We start from the raw sequence: 23,341 nt of genomic DNA on the forward strand, positions 1-23,341 counted from the left end.
AGTCTTGTGGTTCCTTTGGTATTGGTGAGGGCTTTTTCCCCTCAACCTGGCCCTCTCCCAAGGGAGAGGGAATTAATCATGTTTTCTCCTTCTCCCTCAGGGAGAAGGTCGGGATGAGGGTGGTTAACCGCGTTTGCTCAACACGTCCTGCTCGTAAGTACGCACAGTTTTCAGCCACTGGGCATCAACCGGCGTGTCATTACGCTGGCAATACATTTCCCAAACCGCTGCCCATGGCAGTGATTTTTGCTCTTCCAGCAAGGCCAGACGCGCGGTGTAATCACCATCACGCTCAAGCTGGCGCAGAGTTTCAGTTGGCTCCAGCAACGCACGCAGTAGCGCTTTTTTCATGTTGCGAGTACCGATAACCCACGCCGCAATGCGGTTAATGGAGGCATCGAAGAAATCCAGCCCGATGTGTACGCGGTCGAACAGGTCGTGGCGGATGATTTCGCTGGCGATAGCTTGAGTTTCGTCATCCAGCAGTACCACGTGGTCGCTGTCCCAACGCACCGGGCGGCTCACGTGCAGCAGCAGGCGCGGTACATACAGCATGGCGCTGGAGATTTTATCGGAGATAACTTCAGTCGGATGGAAGTGACCGGCATCCAGGCACAGCGCGGTCTGGCGGCTGGTGGCATAACCGAAGTAGAACTCGTTGGAACCCACGGTGTAGCTTTCGGCACCAATACCGAACAGCTTGCTTTCTACCGCATCGATGTGATGTTGCAGGTTGAGTTTTTCGCTCATCGCTTCATCCAGTGCCGCGACCAGACGCTGGCGCGGAGCCAGGCGATCAACAGTGATGTCTTTCATGCCATCCGGGATCCAGATGTTCATTACTGACGGCGTACCTAACTGCTCGCCGAAGTAAGCAGAAACTTTGCGGCTGGCTTTAACGTGGTCAATCCAGAACTGACGAATTTCATCGTTAGCGTGGGACAACGTAAAACCATCGGCGCTTAACGGGTGCGAGAAACAAGATGGGTTGAAATCCAGCCCTAACTTGTTGGTTTTCGCCCACTCAACCCAGTTTTTGAAGTGTTCTGGTTTGATTTTGTCGCGTGAAACTGGCTGCTCAGATTCCAGATAAATGGCGTGCAGGTTCAGGCGTTTTGGGCCAGGGATCAGGCTTAATGCACGATCCAGATCGGAGCGTAATTCAGTCGCGTTGCGCGCTTTACCCGGATAGTTACCGGTGGCTTGAATCCCGCCGCTCAGCGCACCTTCTGGGTTTTCAAACCCGGCAACGTCATCGCCCTGCCAGCAGTGCATAGAAACCGGCAAGCGGTCGAGCTGTTGCAGAGCAGATTCAACATCAACACCGACAGCAGCAAAACGCTGTTTCGCCAGTTCCCAGGCTTGATCAAGAGGTGTGGTCATGCGCAAAACTCCTTTTGTTTTTGATTGCTCAGCGGGAACTGCGCGATATACCGGGCAATTTCGCTATCTGTTTGTGGGGTAAAAGATTTCAATTCATAGCTGGCGGCGACGATTTTGCGGAAGTCGTCAACGTCAGTGATTTCATCCAGCGCCATTAACTGGCAGCCGATATTGCCAAGCGTTGAGGCCTCAATCGGGCCGGCGAATACCGGAATCCCGCAGGCGTCAGCGCATAGCTGGTTCAGTAATTCGTTCTGGCTACCGCCGCCGACAATATTCAGGCAGCTAAACTCATGGCCACGAACGCTGGCCAGTTCTGCCAAAGTTTTGGCGTACAACAGCGCCAGGCTGTCGAAAATGCAGCGTGCAAGCTCGTTGTCTGTGAATGGAACCGGCTGGTTGCTTTCGCGACATGCCGCCTGAATTTCACGGCTCATGCTTTCAGGGTTAATAAAACGATCGTCGTTCGGGTTGATCACAAAGCGGCAGGCCGGAGTGTTACGGGTGCGATCGATAAGATCGCCCAGATCCGTGATCTCCAACTCTCTCGTGACGCGCTGTAACAACCATAGGCCCATAATGTTTTTCAGCACCCGATAACGCCCTTCCGCACCACCTTCGTTGGTGATGTTGGCGGCTAATGCTGCGCTATTGGCATACGGCGTTTTGCTCTCAAAGCCCATCAACGACCAGGTGCCAGAAGAAAGGTAGGCGGCGTTTTTATCTTTCAGCGGTGCGCCGATGACCGCGCTGGCGGTGTCGTGCGTCGCGACTGATACTACCGGGATTTTGTTCCCTTCGCGGCAAATCCACTGACCGATAACGTTGCCCGGATGGGTCGGCGTGCCGAACCATTTGCCTGGTACGCCCGCCCACTCGAGCAGGGTTTCATCCCAGTTATCGCTATTGATATTGACCAGCTGCGTGGTTGTGGCGTTGGTGTATTCCCAGTTCAACGCGCCCGTCAGGCGGTAGCAGAAATAGTCCGGGATCAGCAGTGCGTGTTCGACTTTATCGAACAGTTCTGGCTGTTGCTGCGCCAAAGCTCGGAACTGGTAAAGCGTGTTGAAAGGCAGGAACTGAATACCAGTACGACGATAGATTTCTTCGCGACCTAACTGGTTGAAAGCTTCGTCCATCACGCCGTCGGTGCGGCTGTCGCGATAAGAAACAGGCTGCCCAACTCGATTACCGTCGCGGTCAATCAGCACGTAATCAACACCCCAGGTGTCAATGCCGATACTGTCAATGGCGATACCTTCATCGCAGGCTTTTTGCAGGCCAGTGCGGATTTCCATTTCCAGCGCGTCCACATCCCACACAGTGGAACCGTCGACCTGTTTTAAACAGTTGGTGAAACGATGAATTTCTCGCAGACAAATGCTGCGGGTATCACGTTCAAAGCGCGCCAGCATGACACGGCCGCTTGATGCGCCCAGGTCTACCGCAACGCTATGGCGTAGAGTCATTTTGGGGGTCCTTGCTAAATTAATTGACCCCACTCTAAAAAGTAACGCTGTTGACCACCTTCTCGTTACTGACAGCGCTAATCCGCCGCTGGCAAAGAAGCAAAGATGAACGTGAGTCATGTCACAGATTCGTGTTTATCACCCATAAAACCGGGCTGTGACACTCTCCGCATTTCCTGATAATTCCCGACCTTTCTTAAAAAACGAGCAGGATTTAACGGATTTCGCGTCGAAAACTTAAGGTGCAGATGAGAAGCGTTATCTACTATCTGCTCATCGCAAAACGGTTTGGGGTTAATGATGACGGTATTACATGGTTTTGACTTTTTCCCATCTGGGCATTCGTCTGTGGCGATTGAGCCGCGTTTACCCCAGGCCGCCTTTCCGGAACACCATCATGACTTTTGCGAAATAGTCATTGTTGAGCACGGCACCGGAACCCACGTTTTTAACGGCCAGCCGTACACATTAAGCGGCGGTTCCGTCTGTTTCGTGCGCGATCACGATCGCCATTTGTACGAGCACACCGAAAATCTGTGCCTGACCAATATTCTGTACCGTGCGCCAGACGCATTTTGCTTTTTGTCCGGGTTGGATAAGTTGCTGCCGCAAGAGCAGGACGGCCATTACCCGTCGCACTGGCGCGTGAATCAACCCGTTTTGCAGCAAGTACGCGGGCTGATTGAACAGTTTGAGCAAATTGGTGAAGCGTCGGATACCCATTCTGTCGCCAACCGTGAAATTCTGTTTATGCAGTTGCTGGTATTGCTGCGCAAAGGCAGCATGGTGGAAGGTGCTGCAAGTTCAGAAGGCCGGTTAAATCTGCTGATGGCATGGCTTGAAGATCACTTCGCTGAAGATATTTGCTGGGAAGCACTGGCTTCACAATTCACACTTTCCCTGCGTACTCTGCATCGCCAGCTAAAACAGCGAACGGGTATGACGCCCCAACGCTATCTCAACCGTTTACGTTTGATGAAAGCACGTCACTTGTTGCGCCATGGCGACGAAAGCGTCACAGACATCGCTTTTCAATGCGGTTTTGGCGACAGTAACCACTTTTCGACGCTGTTTAAGCGTGAGTTTTCCTGGTCACCGCGTGAGATTCGCCAGGGCCGAGATACGCAACTTCAGTAATCGCGAGGGCAATCACCGTTTTTTTAGCCAAAAAAGCCAATACTTGCCTGTTAGTTTGTCGGATGGCGCTGCGCTTATCCGACCTACGGTGCTTGTTTTGTCGGGTGGATAAGCGAAACGTCATCCACCATTTAGATTTTGGTTTTTGAGGCATTACGGTGGCAAATCATTTAGTTCTCAAAAAAGCGGATTTCTTCGTTTCTGCCACGCAGCCCGTGGCGGTGGCGGATCGCTATCCGCAAAATGTCTTTGCCGAACATACCCACGATTTCTGCGAGCTGGTGCTGGTTTGGCGCGGTAACGGCTTGCACACCCTCAATGACCGGCCGTATCGCATCACCTGCGGCGACCTGTTTTATATCCGCGCGGAAGACCGCCACAGCTACGAATCGGTTAACGGTTTAGTGCTGCATAACATCATCTACTGCCCTGAAAGGCTCAAACTCAACGTCGACTGGAATGATTTGTTGCACAGCACACGGGCTGCCGGGAAAGATCCACGCTGGCGGCTGAGTAGCCACGGCATGGCACAAGCGCGGCAGTTAATCGGCCAACTGGAACACGAAAGCGTGAAAATGGACGCGCTGTCGGTGTGTCTGACCGAGAGCCTGTTCCTGCAACTGTGCATTTTGTTGCGCCGCCATCGCTATCAATCTCAGGATGCAACTGGGCCAGACAGTAGCGAAACGTTCGATTTATTGCTGGCAGCGTTGGGGAAAAGCCTCGATTCGTCCTTTGAGCTTGCGCATTTTTGCCAGCAACATCAGGTGGCAGAGCGCCATTTACGGCAGATTTTCCGCCAGCAAACCGGCATGAGCATCAGCCAGTATTTACGCCAGTTACGCATCTGCCAGGCACAGGATTTATTGCGTCATAGTGAGTTGTTGATTGGTGATATCGCCACACGCTGTGGCTTTGAGGATAGTAACTATTTTTCGGTGGTCTTTACCAAGGAAACGGGGTTGACGCCACGGCTGTGGCGTCAACGATATGCTATTGAAACATAATTAATTTGCCATGCCGAGGCCGACGATGTTGGCAGCAATAATAATCACCACGCAACCGACGCTCAGTACACCAACAGGACGAGTTCCTGCCGATTTCCACTCTTTCATAATCAAGCCAACCAACCCGCCGCACAGCACGTAGAAGCTCATGTGCAACATCCAGCTCATGTAGTCGTACTGCGCAGGAATTTTAGCGTGGCCCCAGGCATAGAAGAAGAACTGCAGATACCACATCAAACCGGCAAGTGCCGCGAATAACACGTTGCTGATGATTAATGGTTTTGCCAGTGAGAAGTCTGCTTTTATCGACAAGTTCTGCATTTTTGCCAGACGAATGAAGCAGAAGCCAAGGTTGACAAGCGCGCCGCCGCCCATAATCACCACGTAACTTGGCAAGGCCACATACAGCGGGTCAACGCCCAGTGCTGCTGCCGCTTCGTGCATCGGTTTTGCGGCGTCCATCGCAAAGGACATACCTGCTGAGAAAATGCCGCACATCACCGCCAGAACCAGCCCTTTTTTCAGGTTGAACTCTTCAGCCTTGATGCCCATTTTGCGTTCTTTGAGTTGGCCTGCGCGGGTGACAATGGCCACGCCGATCAGCGCAACCAGAACACCCAGCAACGTCATGCGTCCACCTGGTGTCCCAATCAGCACATCAAATTTTCCGGCAATTATTGGCGTCATTAAGGTGCCGACAATCAGCGTGATGCCAATCGCAATACCGATGCCCATCGACATGCCCAGGTAGCGCATGGTCAGGCCATAGTTAATGTTACCAATGCCCCACATTGCGCCAAACAAGAAGACTGGCAACAAAGTTGAAGCGTTAAACGAGCCGAAGTAAGCCCAAAAATCAGGAAGTAAAACGTAACTCACCGTCCATGGCAAAATAATCCAGGAAACGAAGCCGCCAACCGCCCACATTGTTTCCCATGACCAACGCTGCACTTTTTTAAAAGGGGCGTAAAAACAGGCAGCGCTCGCGGCGCCCACGAGATGCCAGATTATCCCCATCGTTATTGCATTACTCATTATCCATATCCCTCTGTTTTAACTAAAAAACTCAGGGGTGACAGCTGACTACCCCATTGCCACTGAGTCTAAGGATTGAGCAACTTGCTAACCTTCTATGTGCTGCCGTGGCGGAGAGAAAAATGGCAAAATTCAGGGGGTGCGATTGACGGGGGTCACAGTTCTTTATAACCATGATATTTCAAGTTGTGGGTCGATTAGCTGCGAATGAAAGTGAGCGATGGATAAGCGCAAGCGCCATCCACCGTTTTTGGACTAACAGATTTTTGTGGTTTGCACGCCGAGCAACCAGGCAAGTTTTTCCAGAACCGCCCCCTGATGCCCCAGACCAATCGCACAATGGTGCGCTGGCCCACCGAGACACCATTGCGTGGTGAAATCGCGCGCCGAAAGCGCGAAGCGATAGCGACTGTTGGTATTGCCAATATCCAGCACTTCGCCAGCCACCGCCTCCCCTTCGGCATACTGCAAACACACGCCGTTGTGTGCATCCTCAACAATCGACAGGAACGTAACAGGGCCGGGTTTAACGGTCATCTGAATAGAGACGCCTTTACCCGGCTTGCCGTGATAAACCGGCAGCGGCACCAGCCGCACATTGCCTTCGGCCATCAGTGGATGTGCTGGGCCATCGTGCCCCCACAGCACCACATCATCCGCGAATTCAATGCCATACGGCTCAGAGAACGAGCCACCCGCGCCCAGCAATTGCTGGATTTTCATCGCCAGCACATTTTTGATTTCATACTCACCGGCAACGGGAATGCCACGCTGAGTCAGTAACGTGTTACCGAGAATAATCGAGGTAATGATGTTCTCGTAAGCGTTGCCATTGCGCCCTTCGTAGTAATACGCCAGCGCACCAAGGTGGTTGTTTTCTATCAGTTGATCCATGGCGCAAGCGGTCTGGACGGCACGTTCTAATTCGTTTTTTTCACAGGCGGGATCGATTTGCAGCGAGGCTTCCACTTCTTGCCATTTTTGCCTGCTGGCGGTTTGCGTGACCAGCTCGCGGTATTCGGCCAGCTCGCACATTTCCAGCGGCTTGAAGCGCACGCCGAGTTTGGCGCTCAGGTTGGTCATGTTGCTGTAAACGTCGACCATGCCGTCGTAATAATGCCCCAACACGCCCACCTGGCAAGCCGCCAGCTGTTTGTGTACTTCGAGGGCTTGCAGCCATTGTTCCGTTTGCTGCCAGGCATATTCATCACCCTGCAATGCCCCGACGATCAGCTGGTAACGAATCCCCGCGCGATTAAACACGTTTGCCAGTTCCGGTGCGCTGCACGCCTGGCAGTGTGCCAGCCATTCGCCGGTACGTTCGCCACGATCGGCCATCTCGCGGATTTTCCCGTACGGCAAACCCAGTTCTGGTTGCAGGGCGAGGATAATCACCGGCTTATTGATCTTTTGCACCAGCGGCAGCACCGTGGAACTCAGCGCGTAGGTGCTGATATACAGCACGATGGCATCGACTGGTTGGCTTTGAAGTTGTGTAGCAAAGCGGTCAGCTTTGGCGACGCTATCAATCAGGCCACCATTAATCACCGTCGCGTTAAGCCCGGCGAGACGATGGTCAATTTGTTGCAGATAGCCTGTAAGGCGCTGTTCCAGGCCAGAAAATTGCGGCCAGTAGGTATCAAGGCCGATACCGAAAAGGGCGACGTTAAGCGACATTGTAGTGCTCCAGGCAAGAATGAAGCGCCGACTATCACCCTATTTGCCCAACGCTACCTTTGCGGCAATGCCAGTTTCTGTGGCTGATGGCAAAAAACGATTTATCTACCTGACAGTGCTCACATTTTCTCCATCATGACGAAAAGTTATAACCTTGCTAAAAGTACGGCATTGATAATCATTTTCAATATCATTTAATTAACTATAATGAACCAACTGATTACGCGGCGTTAACAGCTTGTGCGCCGTTCGATAATAAATGGAGATGATGAACATGAGTTATACACTGCCATCCCTGCCTTACGCATACGACGCTCTGGAACCGCATTTCGACAAGCAAACGATGGAAATCCATCACAGCAAACACCACCAGGCGTACGTAAATAACGCTAATGCAGCGCTGGAATCTCTGCCAGAGTTCGCAAGCCTGCCAGTTGAAGAGCTGATCGCTAAACTGGATCAACTGCCAGCTGACAAGAAAACCGTTCTGCGTAACAACGCAGGTGGCCACGCTAACCACAGCTTCTTCTGGAAAGGCCTGAAAACTGGCACCACCCTGCAAGGTGACCTGAAAGCCGCCATCGAGCGTGACTTCGGTAGCGTTGATAATTTCAAAGCAGAATTTGAGAAAGCTGCGGCAACTCGTTTCGGCTCCGGCTGGGCGTGGCTGGTTCTGAAAGGTGACAAACTGGCTGTGGTTTCCACCGCAAACCAGGACAGCCCGCTGATGGGCGAAGCGGTTTCTGGCGTATCCGGCTTCCCAATCGTGGGTCTGGATGTGTGGGAGCATGCTTACTATCTGAAGTTCCAAAACCGTCGCCCTGACTACATCAAAGCATTCTGGGATGTGGTGAACTGGGACGAAGCAGCAGCACGTTTTGCCGCTAAAAAATAAGTTGCAAAGCAACTGATGAAAAGCGAGCCTGATGGCTCGCTTTTTTTATATCTGTCGTCTGGCCACAGGGAGGATCCGATGCACTATCCGCTAAACGTATATATTGGCAAAGTTCGTGAGTATGCAGGCAGCAGGCCAAGTGCGATCGCCAAATATCAGGTCGATGGTGAGCTGAAACTCACTGAGTTGGGTCTGGAAGGCGATCAACAGGCTGAAAAAATTGTTCATGGTGGGCCAGATCGCGCGTTGTGCCATTATCCGCGCGAGCATTACACCTGGTGGGCGCGTGAATTCCCCGAACAGGCTGAACTGTTTACCGCCCCAGCCTATGGTGAAAATTTATCGACCGAGGGGCTGACAGAAAAAGATGTCTATATTGGTGATATTTTCCGTTGGGGCGATGCACTGATTCAGGTCACACAACCGCGCTCACCGTGCTACAAGCTGAATTACCATTTTGGCATTAACAATATGTCTTCGCTGATGCAGGAAACGGGTTATTGCGGCTGGCTGTATAAAGTCGTGCTGGCAGGCAATGTATCGACAGAAAATCCACTGGAACTGGTTTCCCGAGTAAGTGATGTTTCGGTGGCTGAAGCTATCGCCATCGCCTGGCATATGCCATTTGATGACGAACAATTCCATCGCTTGCTGTCCGCCGCCGGACTATCGACAAGCTGGACGCGTACCATGCAGAAACGACGTCTTTTGGGAAAGGTTGAAGATAATTCACGACGGTTGTTTGGGAAGTAAATTCCAGAAACAAAAAACCCGCCAGAGGCGGGTTTTTTTAATTCTTAGCTTTGCTAACGCTAACCTTACAGGCTAGTTACGTTACCAGCAGCTGGGCCTTTAGCACCACTTTCGATGGTGAAAGACACTTTCTGGCCTTCGTCCAGAGACTTGTAGCCATCGTTCTGGATAGCAGAGAAGTGTACGAACACGTCTTTTGAGCCATCGTCAGGAGTGATGAAGCCGAAGCCTTTGTCAGAGTTGAACCATTTTACGAGACCAGTCATTTTGTTAGACATAGATATTACCTTTTAAATTAAATTTGCCTTCCGGCGCAATTGGAATGTTTTACAGATTTTTTAAAGCGATAAAGGAAGGTAGATCACGTCGAAGGGTATCTATGATAACTCTTTGAGGACTGCGCTACTAAACTGCTTAAAGGTTCTGTGCTTCAAACCGATGAATGCATTAACTCATATAATCACGGTGAATGACAAGGTTTATTTTAGCCGTCCACAGGGCTGGAGCTCAGGCCGCCTCTGGGCTGAGCGCCTGAAGCATCGCTCTATTCAGTAAATAACTGAATGGTGATACAAAGCCGATTCAAAATCTTCCTTCATGCTTGCGTAGAGTAAAATACTGATTTCGTCATGATTGTTATGGTCATAAAAACAACGATACTCATTTTCCACACCCAGCCATTCACGAATTCTGACACCTTTGTCTGCCAGCGTAGCGTTTATCCGATATCGGTTGGGTCGGCCTCTTCTAGCTGACGTTCTGCTGCGGTCTGGACGAAGAGTTCCGCAACACCATTCCTGGTAACGAATACTCCGCCTTCAAACAGCTCAGGGTTGCTTAACCCTTCACGGGCGGTCTTTTGGGATATTGTATTTGGCATGAGTATTTCTCATTACTGACAGTTAATGATGAGTTTATGAACAGCGCCAGGCGGTGTCATATTTATGACAAATTTGTACACGCGACGTGAAATTAGAAGGAATGGGACGACTAAAAGAGGGAAGCATCCCCCGCCATTAAGCGCTGTCTCTTAGTCACAACTTTGAGGGCCGGTTCCTGTCGAGCCGAAGAAGGTTCCGTTCACCAGGCGATTGAGTACTTATGTCGCCACAGAACCGGTGAACGTCTTAGGGTGGCCACCGTCGCCACCCTAAGAACCCTGACTCCCGGCAAATAAATCGCCGCAAGCGGTAAACCTCCATTTTGCCTCCGTGTCAGGGTCGGTTGCGATTCGTTCCAGACGATCGCGCCCTCCAGCCGTTCCCGACGGCTGGACCCTGCCACCTGGAGTCAAAATGGAGGCGATTTAAGCCGGACCCAAAATTCAAGGACAAAGTCAAAAACCAGAGCGGTTTTGACCTTGTCCCCGGCTTCAATCGCGCCGTTTTTTACCCTTCAGTCGGGGTCACGTGGCCGGGAGCCACGTGAGAGAGCGATCGTCGGGAACGAATCGCGAACGCCCCCGAATGTTGGGTGAAAAACAGTGTTTACCGCTTTAGCGGCGATTGATTTGCCGGGCGCCTGGATTATTAAGGAGTTGGCGTTAACTCCTTAATACGTTCACCGTTTTCGGGAATTAAAGAGATAACTGAACGCACGGGTGAACGGAAAACCTGCGGGGCTTACAGATCTCGCCCCGACAAGATTGCCAGGGCGAGTTGTGTATAAGAGACAGCCATTAAGCGGGGGAAATCACCATTACTGCATAGAGCTTTGTGCAGCCGAGTACGCCTGCATAAATGCCTGATGCTGTGATGCCAGCGGAGCAATCAGCGAGTTGTACTGGCTTGCCTGCTGTGAGGTTGGGAACTGAATGCCGCCTGCGGTAAAACCAACCTGAGTTCCCTGCTGCTGGATGAAATCACCCACTTGCACCAGTTGAGCGGTAAAGGTTTGTGCCGCAGGAATCAGTGGAGCCATCGCCGCTGCCGGACCCGTAACCACTTTCTGATATACCTGATCGTAAACGGGCTTCAGTTCGTCGGCTTGCTTCAGGGTGGAGCGAGCGCTGTCTGCCTGCATTTTGGCATTCTGTACTTGCTGACCTAATACGTTAAGTGAGCCATTTGCCTGACGCAATGGACCGCTCTGGGTCATATAATCTTGCGGCACACGAATACTGTTTACGCTATCGGCGACTGGCTTCATGCCATCGTCCATAACCTGGTTCATCTGTTGGGAGAAGCCATACAGAATCGCGTAATCAGAAACCAGCGGGCCAAATTGCTTTTTCTGATCGGTAGTCAGCGTCGGTAAACGTTCACCGCTGCGCATCGCCGTATTTTGCAAGAAATCGATAAACGCCTTGCGCTGATCGCCTTCTTTATCAAAGCAACCACTCAGGCTCACCACCATTAAAATTGCCGCAAGCGGCGCAAACCAGCGTGACCAGGACTTACCTGTCGCCATCTTTTCTACTCCTTTCATCATTCAGTGCCAAAGCGCAAATGCGTACCCAATAATGCTGCTAAGGATAGTCCAACCTGCCTTTGCAAGATACCCTTTGCGGCTAATCTCTTAAGGCAAATTTGTACGATTAATAGCGGCTTTTGACACGGAGTTAGCGCTTAATCTTTGATGGTTGTTCCACCTCTTCGCGAACTAATGTTGCTTAATTGTTACACCCCTCACAAATCCGATGACATGACACCTGCGTTGAACCACTTTTAAGCTATTAATACTAAAGCGTTTATTTTTCAACGCCCGACGCCGCCCGCCGAATCAGTACGATAATCGCACACAAACACCCGTGGGATGATTGCCCAACTGCCTGTTGAGTGGTTTGATTTAACGAACGATTAACGAATCTTTGTTCGATAATCGAACACCTCAGCATCCTTCAGGACTTGCCTTATGACAAAGACAACAACAACTGATATTCAGGCATTTATAAACAACAATCGGTTTTCCAAATTCCAGTGGATGATTCTCGTGCTGTGTTTCATCACAGTCGCGCTGGACGGGTTCGATACCGCGATTATTGGTTTTATCGCCTCCGACCTGGTACAGGAATGGGGCGTGCAGAAATCTGACCTCGGCCCGGTAATGAGTGCCGCACTGGTTGGGTTGGCGGTCGGTGCATTAACCGCAGGGCCGATGGCTGACCGCATTGGGCGTAAAAAAGTGCTGGTACTTTCGATTCTGGTGTTTGGCGGTTTCAGCCTTCTGACAGCCTTTGCCACCAGTCTGACATCCCTCGCCTTACTGCGCTTCCTCACAGGTCTGGGCCTGGGCGCGGCAATGCCAAACGCAGCAACATTAATGTCGGAATACGCTCCGGAACGTAAACGCGCTTTATTGGTGAACCTGATGTTTGTTGGCTTCCCGATTGGCTCGTCAATGGGCGGCTTTGTCTCCGCCTGGATGATCCCACATTACGGATGGCAAAGCGTGCTGGTTCTGGGCGGTGTAATGCCACTGATTCTTTCGGTGGTACTGATGATTTGGCTGCCGGAATCAGCACGATACCTGGTAGTAAAAAACAAACCACAGAAAGATATCGCCACTATTTTGCGACGCATCGCGCCACTTCCATCAGGTGAAAACCTGCGCTTTGTGCTCAACGAAGTCGGCGGACACATCAAAGATAAAACCGCGCTTGGCGTAATTTTCTCGCCACGTTATCTGGTAGGGACATTAATGCTGTGCCTGACTTATTTCATGGGCTTGCTGATTTTCTATCTCCTGACCAGCTGGCTGCCGCTGCTGATTCGTGAAACAGGCGCAACACTTAGCCAGGCGTCGATTATCACGGCGCTGTTCCCACTCGGGGGCGGCATTGGCGTGCTAATTATTGGCGCGTTGATGGATAAGTTGAACCCGAACAAAGTCGTCGCAGTCGGTTATTTGCTGACCGGGCTGTTCGTCTGCCTGGTGGGCTTCTCCACTTCAAGCCTGGTGCTGATGGGCGTGATGGTGTTTATCGCCGGGACGATTATGAACGGCGCGCAATCTTCAATGCCAGCACTGGCGGCAGGTTTCTATCCAACCCAGGGGCGTGCAACCGGCGTTGCGTGGATGTTAGGGCTCGGGCGTTTCGGCGGGATCCTTGGAGCGTTTAGTGGCGCATTCCTGATGCAGGCTGAACTGTCGTTCAAAACCATCTTCATGCTGCTGGCGATTCCGGCAATACTTTCCGCCACCGCGCTGCTGGTGAAATCCTGGGCAGGCCAGCGTAGTCCTGGTGAAAACCGTGCAGAAAACCATGAGCTAGATAAAGTTACGCAAAAAGCATGATGGAAAATCTTTCAACTGCGGCGGGCTAGTCCCGCCCTTTTGCATAAAATATCTAACCATTTACAAATTTATACTCATTCCCCAGGTACGCAGCGTTTTCAATTCGTTATGCCGCTTAGGTTTTTTGCTGAAACGCATAAGCCCCTTTATGTTTAAAAATAGTTAGCCTCGAAAGCATCGTCACACTTTTTTTCGAACTATTCTTAATGAGCTTCTTACGTGTTCACTATCCATTGTGTGATTTATGAGGAGTACTCGATGGAATATAAAGATCCAATGTATGAGCTACTAAGTAACCTTGAGCAGATTGTTTTTAAAGATAAACAACAAACGATGGCTCTTAATGATAAGCCCAATGCATTTTCTGAGTTTGAGCAGTTAAGAAAAAGTACCGGGCTTAAGATTGATGATTTTGCCCGTGCGATGGGTGTGAGTGTTGCCATGGTGCAGGAGTGGGAATCAAAACGACTCAGACCCTCCACGACCGAACTGAAGTTGATGCGCTTAATGCAGGCGAATCCCACTATCAGTAAGCAATTGATGGAATGATTAAGTACTTTGTACCCTAATGCCTTAATCAAAACCCCGTTAACGCGGGGTTTGTTGTTTCTGGAAGCTACGAAAATAGTATGAAACGAAGCGGCAATCTCCAAAAACCGGACCTGTATCACTCCTCAAATAACAAATCTAATCCATAACTTAAAGAGGGTTATTTACGAGAAAACAAAAGGAGGTTGTATGTCTAAGAAAATCCTGGTTCCTATCGATATTTCTGAAATGGAGCTGACGCAACAAGTCATTCCGCATGTGGAAGCTTATGCCAGACAAGACGACGCCACGATCCACTTCCTGGCAGTGATCCCCGACTATACCTATTTTGCCTCTTACGGCCTGGGTTACACGTCGATTGCGCCCGATGCCAGAGAACGGGAAGTGGCCGCCATGAAAACGCTGAGCGAGATTGTCGCGCAGTTCAGCTTACCTGGCGACAGAGTGAAAAAGCACGTGCTGAGCGGCACACCGAAAGATCATATCCTGCAGTTGGCCGAAGATATTGACGCGGATGTGATTATTCTGGCGTCCCACCGACCGAGTATGTCCACTTATCTTCTTGGTTCAAACTCTGCGGCAGTGGTGCGTCACGCCGAGTGCTCGGTACTGGTTGTTCGCTGAACGGAGCAGCAGCCTCAAACCTCTTCGTCGGCCGGATAAGCGACAAAACTGGCGCAAAGGGTGGATGACGCTATCGCTCATCCGCCCTACAACACTCAAGACTTACCGCCTTCAGCACCTTGTTCAAGGGCTTCAAGAATCGTGCAATAAGTGATGCAGTGATCGCTATCGCAGCAAATATCATTTAAATCTCGCAATGAACGCTGCATAGCCTGGAGCTCTTCAAGACGCGCCTCAACTTCATTCAACCGTGCCTGGACAATATTTTTGGAATTATGGCAACCGTCATCATTGGGTTCGATTCGAATAGCAAGTAGATGCCGAATCGAATCCAGGGTAAATCCCAGGTTGCGGGCATAACGAATAAACCGTAGTCGTTGTAGGTCATTTTCCACATACAGACGAAAACCACCTTCGGTACGGATATTATGGTTCATTAAATGTTGCTTTTCGTAATATCGAATCGTATCAGGTGTTACACCCGTCAACTTTGCTAATTCCCCGATGCGGTACATATCATTATTTTCCTTATATATCTGATGCCAGCAGTTATCCGCACACTTTCTATAAAGAAAGTGGGGGTTTAATTTGATAGTAAAAAATGAAGAGTAAAAGGGGACCAGGTATTAACGGCCCCCGTTTACTTTAACTGTTATTTTTCTTTATATAACACTGCATTAGCCCCAAACCCCGTATTACCACGCGTGAATCGGCTAACATAATAATAATCAGCCCCGGCTTCAGCCGCCTTCATATTAATATTAGATTTAGCATCATCGGGTGAAAAATATTTACCCCCGACAGAAATATCACCAACATGAACGTACTTGCTGGTTTCATCCCATGAGATTTCTGTAGCAGCAAATGAAGGGAGTGATATCACGGAAGTGATGACGGCAGTGGTTAGCATTATTTTCTTGAACATATTCTCTTTCCTTACGATATGATTATTTATTTTTAAATGTGCAGCAGTTCGCTGTTTTTTCACCATAACATTGGAGTTAACTTTAGTTTCAATAGCATATTATTTATATTTAACTTAATTTTCACAATCATGACAATTGTGGAGAATCTTCATTATAAATATGACTACACAACAATCATAAAAAACTCTAACACATTATTTTTAAACACTTTAAACAACAATACCCTTCATAAACCCTGTGAAAACCTTTGGTTTACTTAATTCTCATACTTGCTTACTCAACAATAAACACACTTTCTACATTCAGAAAATGTAAAGCCAGGTAAATACACGACTTTTATATTGAATCTGGAGTTGGTTCAGATGGCTATCATTATGCTTACCTCCATCATGACCTGAAAAGGATGCATTATGATTCGTAAAACTGCTGCGTTAACCATGTTGTTATTTTCTATTTCCTTCTCCGCTTCTTCGGCGACAGAAATTAAAAACAATGAAGCAAAGGCTTATCAGGAAATAGGTCACATTTCAGTTTCTGGTAAACCGTCTTCAGAAGAAGCGGTTGCCGCGATAAAAACACGAGCTGAAGAATCTGGAGCAGATTACTTTTCGATTGTAAGACTAACCACCCCTGGTGATAGCAGTAAATGGAGTGCAAATGCGGTGCTTTATAAATCCCAGTAACTCTATTTTATTTAATCACCGGCATCACCGTTATGGGATGTCTGTTCTTACCAGGAGAGAGATATGCGAATCTGGACGCTGACACTGTTTATTTTTATTGCTCCGGGAAGCATTGCTCTGGCAGCAACAACGGTTCCTCCTACCCTTTCTGAACTTCAACAATATGCACTCAAAAATAATATCAGCTCACCCGATCAGCAAGCGCAATTGAGCTCACTAATAGGAGGCTCAGAATCCGCTGATGCGCTGTTATTTAACAATCCGGTCATCGATGGGAATAGCGGGAAAAGACGTTCTGTGGCGGGTAACCCTGACAATATTCAACAAACTGAATGGGGCGCAGGTGTTTCCCAGACATTTGAAATTGCGGGGCAACAAGGATACCGACAGGAATCAGCTCAATTCGCCATGAGTGCCTTCCGGGAGGAGTCGCTGGATACGCGAAATCAGGTATTGCTGACCACATCAACGCTGTTCTACCAGATTGTGACTTTGCAGGAAAAAGTCCGTCTGGAAAGAGAGGCCGTTGAGTTGTTTTCTCGAGCAGAACTTGTGGTGTCCCGGCAACGGCAGTCAGGTAGTGCCACCCGCCTGGATAACAACGTTGCCACCATTGAGCGCCAGCTTGCCAATAACCAGTTACTAACCGCCCAACAAGACTTAAAGGACACCCGCAACGAACTTGCGCGTTTTTTGCTGACCTCTGAAGACGCGATACCTGAAATGAAAGGGGATTTCGACACAACCGCCAAACCCCTCCCCTATACCTACGCTTCTCTGGGGTCGCGGCTAGAAAAGAGCCCTAAACTCGCGGCGCTGGAATGGCAGGAGAAAAGTGCCATTGCTGAGCTGGAACTCCAGAAAGCAGCTCGGATCCCGGATGTCACCCTTGGCGTCAGCTATTCGCAGGATGGGCCGGATGACAGCCGTGAAGATCTGACCACCTTATCGATTTCCGTACCGCTTCCACTATTTCAGCGAAACGAGGCGGGTATCGGGCAGGCGACCACCGCGGTGACGCGTTCACGTCTGGCCATCAACACCGCTAAGAATGAACAACAGCAAACTCTTAAAAATCAATGGGACAAGCTGAACAACCTGAAAGACAGGGTACGGATCCTCAATCAACAGGTCCTGCCAGCTACAGACATGAACAAACAGCTCACCCTGCTGGCACAGGAAAATGGGCAAAGCAGCCTGCCAGATGTTTTGCTGACCAGCCAACAGATCCTGAATGCCCAACGCACCAGGCTAGACACACTTCTCGAGTACCAGACAACGCGTCTGAAACTAGAAAATATCGCTAACTGGAGTGGACAGGAGCTCCCATGACTCAGAATAATGCGCAGTACCGCCGTTTGCCATCCGCACTGTATTTTATTGTTTTTGTAGGTTTCTTTTCCCCAGCAGTCAGTGCATCACCCGACGATTCAGAAGAAGCGGAGACTGTGTCTACTCCGAAGGAAGTCCTGCTCGAAACTATCGGCCCTGCCCCGATGACCAACGAGTTTCGAGCGCTGGCCACCATCCAGTTAGATCCCCAACGTTCAGCTACCATTTCTTCGCGGATAAACGGCTGGATCACTTCTGTTAATGCTCTTCCGGGTAAAAAAGTGAGTAAAGGAGACACTCTCGCGACCCTGGACAGCATACAGCTTCGTGATGAAAACAATGTCGTTAAGCAGGCCAGGGCAGCACTCAATGCCGCCTCTGAACTGCTCAAGCGTAAACAAAAAATGATGGCAGAAGAGATAATCCCTCGCAACGATCTGACTGCTGCGACGCTTGCTTACCAGCAAGCAAAAGCCGAATTTGATGCGGCACAGGCCCGACAAACATTATTCGGCTCCAACGGTAAATCAGCTTCGCTGTCGACAATTACCGCCCCCTTCAGCGGCACCGTTCTGACCACAACGGCCCGCCAGGAGCAAGCCGTCACCCCCGCAGACGTTCTGTTTACCCTCAGTGATCTGAGCACCGTACTGATTACTGCCAATGTGCCGGAATCTCAGGTTCGTTTCCTCGAGCCAGGAGCCACGGTGCGTATTCAGGCCAGTGCCTGGCCCGACGAAACATTTTCCGGTCAGATTGTGAGTACTGCCGGCACCCTTGATTCCTCATCCCGCACCCTTGCGACCTATATTGCCGTCAATAACGAGGATGGACGTCTGAAACCGGAAATGCAGGTCACCGCTTATGTCCGTTATAACCCCCCTAAGCCAGTCATCAGCGTACCGGACTCTGCATTAACACTGATGGATGGCAAGTCGTCGGTATTTGTCGCAAATGGTGAAAATAAATATCAACCCGTCCAGGTTACGACCGGGAAAAAGGGTCTGAACAGGACAGAAATTACCAGTGGGCTGAAGCCCGGGGACCGTGTGGTTGTTAACCAGACTTACGATCTGAAATCCCGACTGCTTATCGCAGAAACGGCTGGCGGGCACTAAGGAGACACACATGCTCGGTTCGTTGATAAACCTATCTCTGAAATACAAGCTGCTGATCATTGTGTTGTTTATGGCCGTTGTCGGCTATGGCGTCATGGCATTCCGAAGCGTCCCCGTGGACGCCTTCCCCGATGTGACGCCGGTGCAGGTGAATGTCTATACAGAAGCTTCTGGCCTGGCCGCCGAAGATATTGAAAAGCTGTTCACCGTTCCGGTAGAAAGCAATATGGCCGGGTTACCCAATGTGGAACAAATCCGTTCAATGTCATTGGCGGGCCTTTCCTACATCAGTATCAATTTTAAAGACAACACGGATATTTATCTTGCTCGCCAGTGGGTCAGTGAAAAACTTCAGGAGATCGGGGACTCGCTCCCGGCGGGGTACAGTCCGCCAGTGCTGGGAGCCAACTCCTCCGGACTGGGGCAAGTTTTCTGGTATACCCTGGATGCGGGTAATTCCGGCCTTAGCACCATGGAATTACGTTCACTCCAGGAATGGACCATCAGGATGATCCTGAAAACGGTGCCAGGTGTGGATGATGTGGTTTCATGGGGCGGGAATGAAAAACAGTATCAGGTCACGCTCGATCCGGAAAAAATGGCGCTGTACAGCATCACGCTGGCCGACGTGCTCCCGGTGCTTGCAGGGAATAACCGCCAGGCCGGTGGGCAAAGCGTCAACATAGGTGAGGAACAGTATCTGGTTCGTGGTTATGGCCAGCTGGAAAGTCTTTCCGATATTGCAGGTCTGCGCATCACAAGTGCCGGTAACCACCCGGTCTATATTCGGGATATCGCCAAAGTGGAGTTCACACCAGCTGTTCGTGCAGGTGCGGTCACCCAAAATGGGCAGGAAGTCGTCATGGGGATGGTTCTGTCGCGCATTAACGAAAATGCCAGTGATGTCGTTAATGGTGTAAAGGACAAAATCTCAACAGTGGTGAATTCACTGCTGCCTGAAGGTGTCACGCTGAAAACAGTTTATGATCGAACAAACCTGGTTGATCTGGCGCTGAAAACGGCACAAAGCGCGCTGCTGGAAGGAGCTTTGCTGGTTGCCATTGTCCTGTTTTTGTTCCTCGGGGAACTCCGTTCAGCGCTGATTGTGATTATCACTCTGCCCGGCTCCATGCTGATAGCCTTTATTCTGATGCAACAATTCGGCTTGTCAGCAAACCTGATGTCGCTGGCAGGTCTGGCTATCGGTACCGGCATGATGGTGGATGGTGCAGTGGTCATGGTGGAGAATATCCATCGAAGACTGGCGCTCAATCATGCCAGTGGCGCGAAAAACAGCTTCGCGCTGCAAATCCAGGAAGCCGCCAGGGAAGTGGCGATACCGGTGGCCTTTGCGATTTTAATTATCGTCGTGGTCTTTACTCCGCTGCTAACGCTCGATGGTCTTGAAGGCAAGCTGTTCCGCCCGATGGCACTGACGATTATTTTCGCGATGCTGGGGTCGTTAATTCTCTCGCTGACCATCGTGCCTGTGCTGTCGTCGCTGTTGCTCAAGCCCGCACATGAAAATGAAACCCGCATAGTCAGATGGATTACTGCAGGCTACCAACCGTTACTGAACAAAGTGTTATCACGCAGGAAAGCGACAATAAGCATCGCGCTGACCGCGTTTTTGTTTTCCCTGGCACTGTTTCCATTTTTGGGGAAAAGCTTTATGCCCCAATTACAGGAAGGCAGTCTGATGTTCAGGATCACCTCCATTCCATCCACATCACTGGACAGTACGCTGGCTCTCTCGCGCAAAGTTTCTGATGATATTCGTGGCCAATTCCCTGAAGTGAAAGATGTGGTCGCCACCATTGGACGTGCCGAAAAAGGCGAAACCGCAGACGTCAATTCAATGGAGGTTTTGTTGACGATGAACCCGCGGGAAAACTGGCCTGAAGACATTTCTTATGACCAACTGGCCCGTAACATCCAGGCGGTTCTTGAAGAAAAACATCCAGGGGCATTGTTCAGTGCAACACAGCCGATTCAGATGCGTGTCGATGAACTGATTTCGGGGATCCGCGCCACTCTGGCCCTGAAAATTTATGGGCCAGATAGCGCCACACTAGATTCCCTGAGCCAGCAAATCCAGGCCACACTGAATAAAATCCCGGGCGTAGAAGAACTTTCAACGGAGTCCAGCAAGGGTAAACCCCAGGTGATTATCCGCGTCGATCGTGAAAAAGCGGCGGGTTATGGCATCAATACCAGCGACATCATGGATGTGGTGGAGTCCGGTATTGGCGGTGCGAGCATCTCAAGCATCATCGAAGGAACCGCTCGTTTTGATCTGGTGACCCGATTTAGCGCGCCTTACCGGGAGTCTGTTTCAGCTATCAGTGCCATCCCGCTACGTGGGGCGTCAGGCCAACTGATTTCGCTGTCGCAGGTTGCGGATATTGAGCTGGCTGAAGGGTACGCCTTCCTGCGCCGGGAAGGGCTACAACGTTACGTCGTGCTACAGATGGAAGTTGAAGGGCGTGATATTGACGGCTTTGTGAAGGAAGCCAGCCAGGCCATTGAGAAAAACAACCCGCTACCGGAGGGATACTGGAGCACCTGGGGTGGAGCCTTTGAAAATCAGCAACGCGCGATGGGCAAACTGTCTGTGATTCTGCCGCTGACCATTGGGCTGATCTTTATTCTGCTCTACACCGCATTCGGAACTCTGCGACATGCCACACTCATCATCGCGAACGTTCCGTTTGCCATGACGGGAGGAATTCTTTCCCTGTTCCTGAGCGGACAATATATGTCGGTCCCTTCCTCGGTCGGATTTATTGCCGTCTTTGGTGTCTCAATGCTCAACGGGATTGTGATGGTGTCATTCTTTAACGAACTGAGACAACAAGGAGCCAGTATCCGCGATGCTGTCCGACTGGGTGCGGTTCAGCGTCTGCGTCCAGTATTGATTACTGCGACGGTCGCGATACTGGGGCTGATCCCAATGCTGCTTTCCAGCGGCGTCGGTGCCGAAGTACAGCGTCCATTAGCGACGGTGGTGGTCGGAGGATTATTAACGTCCACAGCTCTGACATTATTCTTGCTGCCGCTGCTGTATGAAATGACGGAGAACTGGCATATGAAGCGCAATGCTGCTGCCCAAAAGGAACTGGATGCTCAATAACTAGCAACAAATAACAACGGGGAATATCTTACGATATTCCCCGTTAATTTTTATAACCGCTAAACGCTTATTGCAGCAGAGAAATATCCGCAACCTGCAATAGCTTTCAGTATCACCCGAAGAATATACACTACTGGCGTTATTTCCTTAGCATGCTTGATGATTCAAAATTATTCCCTTGGGCCAATTCCTGTTCCAGTAGGTTTTATTGAACTCGAATGAACCCATCCATCTACAGTCTCTCCATTTTTTTTGAAAAATATAACAGATAAAAATCCTTTGTATTCTGAATAAACATCAACTAAATCCCCGTGAATTATAAAAAGGTCTTTTATCTTACATCTCTCATCAGGAGCACTATAGAAATAAACTCGAGCATTATCACTCACAACATAACCTGACTCAGATGTAGAGATGACGTTTTGGTATATTTCTGCACGAGAATTAATATCATGACACTCTCCCCACGAAGAAAATGAACATACTAAAAAAAATAAAAGCAATAGAGTCTTCATCGTCACCCGCCCTCTCATCATACTAATCACTTTATTTGCAAAATTTGAATCTGTTGTATGCCCTACACTCTATAATACTAACAGTATTTTGAATATTTTCTGTAGCAAATAAACTCATAGTCATGCATTTTACTGACAGCCAAGGGCATTTTCTTTATCACACTGTAATTTACTGGCTAAATCACTCAAGTTATCAGTCTTTGTTTTGATAAAATTGTATCTGTACTCATTATTTAATTTCACATTGAATACAGCCCCCTATTCTTCTTTGTTATCTTCGCATTTACTAAATATGGAATATTTACATTCACCATTAATAAAACTTATCTCCAAATAATCAGTTTGGAAGCGAGAGTAATGATTATAGCGAAATTTACTGTATGCAGGCGAGTTTGAGCTAAATTCAAGCCTGCCTTTATCCCCTGCCATCCTATAAATTAACCGATTATTTGCCATGCTCAAGGTTGCAACCCCTTTGATAGTATTGCAAGAAAAATACTCATTTGTGCCAGGATTAGAAATATCTGATTGGGAATTATATGCCCCCTTATTTACTGAAGCGATGCCTTTCTAAGAGAATAGCTGAGACATAATCATCATCATTTTGAAATTTGAAGTAACTCCAGGAATTACCAGTCTCACTTTGAGCAACTGCTTTTATAGCAGCAACTTCACAAGATAAGCTCATAACCGCTGACTGATAGTCAGAGTCATCTATCGTGTCCCCTTTATAGAAAATTATAAAATCCAGAGGCTCCAATTTTCCATTAATGGGTGTAACTGGAACATAAATATTGCTCAAAGTATCCAAAAACACCACCGGATGCATATGTCACAAGGCTTCACTGCTGCGGATCTCCGGCACATCC

The 23,341-nt window shown here is 49.6% G+C and carries 22 protein-coding genes; 11 read left to right on the forward strand and 11 right to left on the reverse strand.

All coding sequences use genetic code 11. The annotated features are described in order from the left end of the window. Positions 1-123 precede the first annotated feature (123 nt). Positions 124-1,383, reverse strand: coding sequence for an L-rhamnose isomerase (gene rhaA, locus EC843_RS09110; protein ID WP_133522123.1), 1,260 nt, complete (start codon positions 1,381-1,383; stop codon positions 124-126). Further along, positions 1,380-2,852, reverse strand: a complete 1,473-nt coding sequence (gene rhaB / locus EC843_RS09115) for a rhamnulokinase (RefSeq protein WP_064542643.1) — start codon at positions 2,850-2,852, stop codon at positions 1,380-1,382. The genes rhaA and rhaB overlap by 4 nt, the downstream gene beginning before the upstream one ends. Before the next feature lie 300 nt (positions 2,853-3,152). Between rhaB and rhaS the strand changes: the two genes are divergently transcribed. Together rhaS and rhaR are read left to right on the forward strand one after the other, a co-directional pair. Next, positions 3,153-3,989 (forward strand): HTH-type transcriptional activator RhaS, encoded by an 837-nt coding sequence (rhaS, locus tag EC843_RS09120; RefSeq protein ID WP_064542800.1) that lies wholly within the window; start codon positions 3,153-3,155, stop codon positions 3,987-3,989. A 158-nt stretch (positions 3,990-4,147) separates the two neighbouring features. Beyond that, positions 4,148-4,996, forward strand: coding sequence for an HTH-type transcriptional activator RhaR (rhaR, locus tag EC843_RS09125; RefSeq protein WP_064542641.1), 849 nt, complete (start codon positions 4,148-4,150; stop codon positions 4,994-4,996). Here the strand turns inward: rhaR and rhaT are convergent, their stop codons facing one another. Further along, on the reverse strand, positions 4,997-6,031 hold the full coding sequence (gene rhaT, locus EC843_RS09130; protein ID WP_064542637.1) for an L-rhamnose/proton symporter RhaT: 1,035 nt from the start codon (positions 6,029-6,031) through the stop codon (positions 4,997-4,999). A 255-nt stretch (positions 6,032-6,286) separates the two neighbouring features. Then, the gene (locus EC843_RS09135) at positions 6,287-7,708 is read right to left on the reverse strand and encodes an L-fucose/L-arabinose isomerase family protein (protein ID WP_133522124.1); all 1,422 of its coding nucleotides are present in this window, start codon (positions 7,706-7,708) and stop codon (positions 6,287-6,289) included. Positions 7,709-7,982: 274 nt separating this feature from the next. Between EC843_RS09135 and sodA the strand changes: the two genes are divergently transcribed. Both sodA and yiiM read left to right on the forward strand, forming a co-directional pair. Then, complete coding sequence (gene sodA / locus EC843_RS09140; RefSeq protein WP_034460735.1) at positions 7,983-8,603, forward strand: superoxide dismutase [Mn]; 621 nt, start codon at positions 7,983-7,985, stop codon at positions 8,601-8,603. 78 nt (positions 8,604-8,681) lie between these two features. Then, complete coding sequence (gene yiiM, locus EC843_RS09145; protein ID WP_121814732.1) at positions 8,682-9,356, forward strand: 6-hydroxyaminopurine reductase; 675 nt, start codon at positions 8,682-8,684, stop codon at positions 9,354-9,356. A gap of 65 nt (positions 9,357-9,421) precedes the next feature. Here yiiM and cspA read toward each other — a convergent pair whose 3' ends face one another. The 3 genes from cspA to EC843_RS09160 all read right to left on the reverse strand — a co-directional run bounded on the left by cspA (position 9,422) and on the right by EC843_RS09160 (position 11,765). Then, complete coding sequence (gene cspA / locus EC843_RS09150) at positions 9,422-9,634, reverse strand: RNA chaperone/antiterminator CspA (protein WP_034499351.1); 213 nt, start codon at positions 9,632-9,634, stop codon at positions 9,422-9,424. A 440-nt stretch (positions 9,635-10,074) separates the two neighbouring features. Continuing rightward, positions 10,075-10,236, reverse strand: coding sequence for a hypothetical protein (locus tag EC843_RS24535; protein WP_166642056.1), 162 nt, complete (start codon positions 10,234-10,236; stop codon positions 10,075-10,077). An 818-nt stretch (positions 10,237-11,054) separates the two neighbouring features. Continuing rightward, entirely contained in the window at positions 11,055-11,765 is a 711-nt protein-coding gene (locus EC843_RS09160; protein ID WP_064542628.1) for a DUF3053 domain-containing protein, read from the reverse strand. 444 nt (positions 11,766-12,209) lie between these two features. Between EC843_RS09160 and EC843_RS09165 the strand changes: the two genes are divergently transcribed. From EC843_RS09165 to uspF, 3 genes are all read left to right on the forward strand, one after another. After that, on the forward strand, positions 12,210-13,592 hold the full coding sequence (locus tag EC843_RS09165; protein WP_133522125.1) for an MFS transporter: 1,383 nt from the start codon (positions 12,210-12,212) through the stop codon (positions 13,590-13,592). A 258-nt stretch (positions 13,593-13,850) separates the two neighbouring features. Beyond that, positions 13,851-14,141 carry an HTH-type transcriptional regulator gene (locus EC843_RS09170; protein ID WP_064542621.1) on the forward strand — a complete coding sequence of 97 codons (291 nt, stop codon included), beginning with the start codon at positions 13,851-13,853 and terminating at the stop codon, positions 14,139-14,141. A gap of 189 nt (positions 14,142-14,330) precedes the next feature. After that, on the forward strand, positions 14,331-14,765 hold the full coding sequence (gene uspF, locus EC843_RS09175) for a universal stress protein UspF (protein WP_064542618.1): 435 nt from the start codon (positions 14,331-14,333) through the stop codon (positions 14,763-14,765). A 95-nt stretch (positions 14,766-14,860) separates the two neighbouring features. Here the strand turns inward: uspF and zntR are convergent, their stop codons facing one another. Then, positions 14,861-15,280 carry a Zn(2+)-responsive transcriptional regulator gene (gene zntR / locus EC843_RS09180; protein ID WP_064542615.1) on the reverse strand — a complete coding sequence of 140 codons (420 nt, stop codon included), beginning with the start codon at positions 15,278-15,280 and terminating at the stop codon, positions 14,861-14,863. Between the two features lie 137 nt (positions 15,281-15,417). After that, entirely contained in the window at positions 15,418-15,690 is a 273-nt protein-coding gene (locus EC843_RS09185) for a YdgH/BhsA/McbA-like domain containing protein (protein WP_064542612.1), read from the reverse strand. 411 nt (positions 15,691-16,101) lie between these two features. Here EC843_RS09185 and EC843_RS09190 point away from each other — a divergent pair, with 411 nt between their 5' ends. From EC843_RS09190 to EC843_RS09205, 4 genes are all read left to right on the forward strand, one after another. Beyond that, positions 16,102-16,374: a DUF1471 domain-containing protein gene (locus EC843_RS09190; RefSeq protein ID WP_064542609.1), complete on the forward strand. Its 273-nt coding sequence runs from the start codon at positions 16,102-16,104 to the stop codon at positions 16,372-16,374. Positions 16,375-16,437: 63 nt separating this feature from the next. Continuing rightward, a complete protein-coding gene (locus tag EC843_RS09195) occupies positions 16,438-17,706 on the forward strand; it encodes a TolC family protein (RefSeq protein ID WP_064542606.1) in 1,269 nt (422 codons plus the stop codon). Next, positions 17,703-18,824 (forward strand): efflux RND transporter periplasmic adaptor subunit, encoded by a 1,122-nt coding sequence (locus EC843_RS09200; protein WP_133522126.1) that lies wholly within the window; start codon positions 17,703-17,705, stop codon positions 18,822-18,824. Before EC843_RS09195 ends, EC843_RS09200 begins: the two co-directional genes overlap by 4 nt. Positions 18,825-18,834: 10 nt before the next feature. After that, complete coding sequence (locus EC843_RS09205; protein WP_121814730.1) at positions 18,835-21,957, forward strand: CusA/CzcA family heavy metal efflux RND transporter; 3,123 nt, start codon at positions 18,835-18,837, stop codon at positions 21,955-21,957. Between the two features lie 170 nt (positions 21,958-22,127). On the opposite strand, the gene EC843_RS09210 is transcribed toward EC843_RS09205, so the two are convergent. Then, positions 22,128-22,472, reverse strand: coding sequence for a hypothetical protein (locus EC843_RS09210; protein WP_133522127.1), 345 nt, complete (start codon positions 22,470-22,472; stop codon positions 22,128-22,130). Positions 22,473-23,019: 547 nt separating this feature from the next. Further along, the gene (locus EC843_RS09215) at positions 23,020-23,283 is read right to left on the reverse strand and encodes a hypothetical protein (RefSeq protein WP_133522128.1); all 264 of its coding nucleotides are present in this window, start codon (positions 23,281-23,283) and stop codon (positions 23,020-23,022) included. Between the last annotated feature and the right edge of the window lie 58 nt (positions 23,284-23,341).

This window comes from Buttiauxella sp. JUb87 (genome assembly GCF_004361975.1).
Classification (GTDB): domain Bacteria; phylum Pseudomonadota; class Gammaproteobacteria; order Enterobacterales; family Enterobacteriaceae; genus Buttiauxella; species Buttiauxella ferragutiae.

What these genes read in the sequence shown, in the direction of transcription:
- EC843_RS09200 (WP_133522126.1), top strand. Translation starts at nt 17,703, where the DNA reads ATGACTCAGAATAATGCGCAGTACCGCCGTTTGCCATCCGCACTGTAT.
- zntR (WP_064542615.1), bottom strand. Translation starts at nt 15,280, where the DNA reads ATGTACCGCATCGGGGAATTAGCAAAGTTGACGGGTGTAACACCTGAT.
- sodA (WP_034460735.1), top strand. Translation starts at nt 7,983, where the DNA reads ATGAGTTATACACTGCCATCCCTGCCTTACGCATACGACGCTCTGGAA.
- EC843_RS09160 (WP_064542628.1), bottom strand. Translation starts at nt 11,765, where the DNA reads ATGGCGACAGGTAAGTCCTGGTCACGCTGGTTTGCGCCGCTTGCGGCA.
- yiiM (WP_121814732.1), top strand. Translation starts at nt 8,682, where the DNA reads ATGCACTATCCGCTAAACGTATATATTGGCAAAGTTCGTGAGTATGCA.
- rhaT (WP_064542637.1), bottom strand. Translation starts at nt 6,031, where the DNA reads ATGAGTAATGCAATAACGATGGGGATAATCTGGCATCTCGTGGGCGCC.
- rhaB (WP_064542643.1), bottom strand. Translation starts at nt 2,852, where the DNA reads ATGACTCTACGCCATAGCGTTGCGGTAGACCTGGGCGCATCAAGCGGC.
- EC843_RS09195 (WP_064542606.1), top strand. Translation starts at nt 16,438, where the DNA reads ATGCGAATCTGGACGCTGACACTGTTTATTTTTATTGCTCCGGGAAGC.
- EC843_RS09190 (WP_064542609.1), top strand. Translation starts at nt 16,102, where the DNA reads ATGATTCGTAAAACTGCTGCGTTAACCATGTTGTTATTTTCTATTTCC.
- EC843_RS09165 (WP_133522125.1), top strand. Translation starts at nt 12,210, where the DNA reads ATGACAAAGACAACAACAACTGATATTCAGGCATTTATAAACAACAAT.
- rhaA (WP_133522123.1), bottom strand. Translation starts at nt 1,383, where the DNA reads ATGACCACACCTCTTGATCAAGCCTGGGAACTGGCGAAACAGCGTTTT.
- EC843_RS09185 (WP_064542612.1), bottom strand. Translation starts at nt 15,690, where the DNA reads ATGTTCAAGAAAATAATGCTAACCACTGCCGTCATCACTTCCGTGATA.
- EC843_RS09170 (WP_064542621.1), top strand. Translation starts at nt 13,851, where the DNA reads ATGGAATATAAAGATCCAATGTATGAGCTACTAAGTAACCTTGAGCAG.
- EC843_RS09205 (WP_121814730.1), top strand. Translation starts at nt 18,835, where the DNA reads ATGCTCGGTTCGTTGATAAACCTATCTCTGAAATACAAGCTGCTGATC.
- uspF (WP_064542618.1), top strand. Translation starts at nt 14,331, where the DNA reads ATGTCTAAGAAAATCCTGGTTCCTATCGATATTTCTGAAATGGAGCTG.
- EC843_RS09135 (WP_133522124.1), bottom strand. Translation starts at nt 7,708, where the DNA reads ATGTCGCTTAACGTCGCCCTTTTCGGTATCGGCCTTGATACCTACTGG.
- cspA (WP_034499351.1), bottom strand. Translation starts at nt 9,634, where the DNA reads ATGTCTAACAAAATGACTGGTCTCGTAAAATGGTTCAACTCTGACAAA.
- EC843_RS09210 (WP_133522127.1), bottom strand. Translation starts at nt 22,472, where the DNA reads ATGAAGACTCTATTGCTTTTATTTTTTTTAGTATGTTCATTTTCTTCG.
- rhaS (WP_064542800.1), top strand. Translation starts at nt 3,153, where the DNA reads ATGACGGTATTACATGGTTTTGACTTTTTCCCATCTGGGCATTCGTCT.
- EC843_RS24535 (WP_166642056.1), bottom strand. Translation starts at nt 10,236, where the DNA reads ATGCCAAATACAATATCCCAAAAGACCGCCCGTGAAGGGTTAAGCAAC.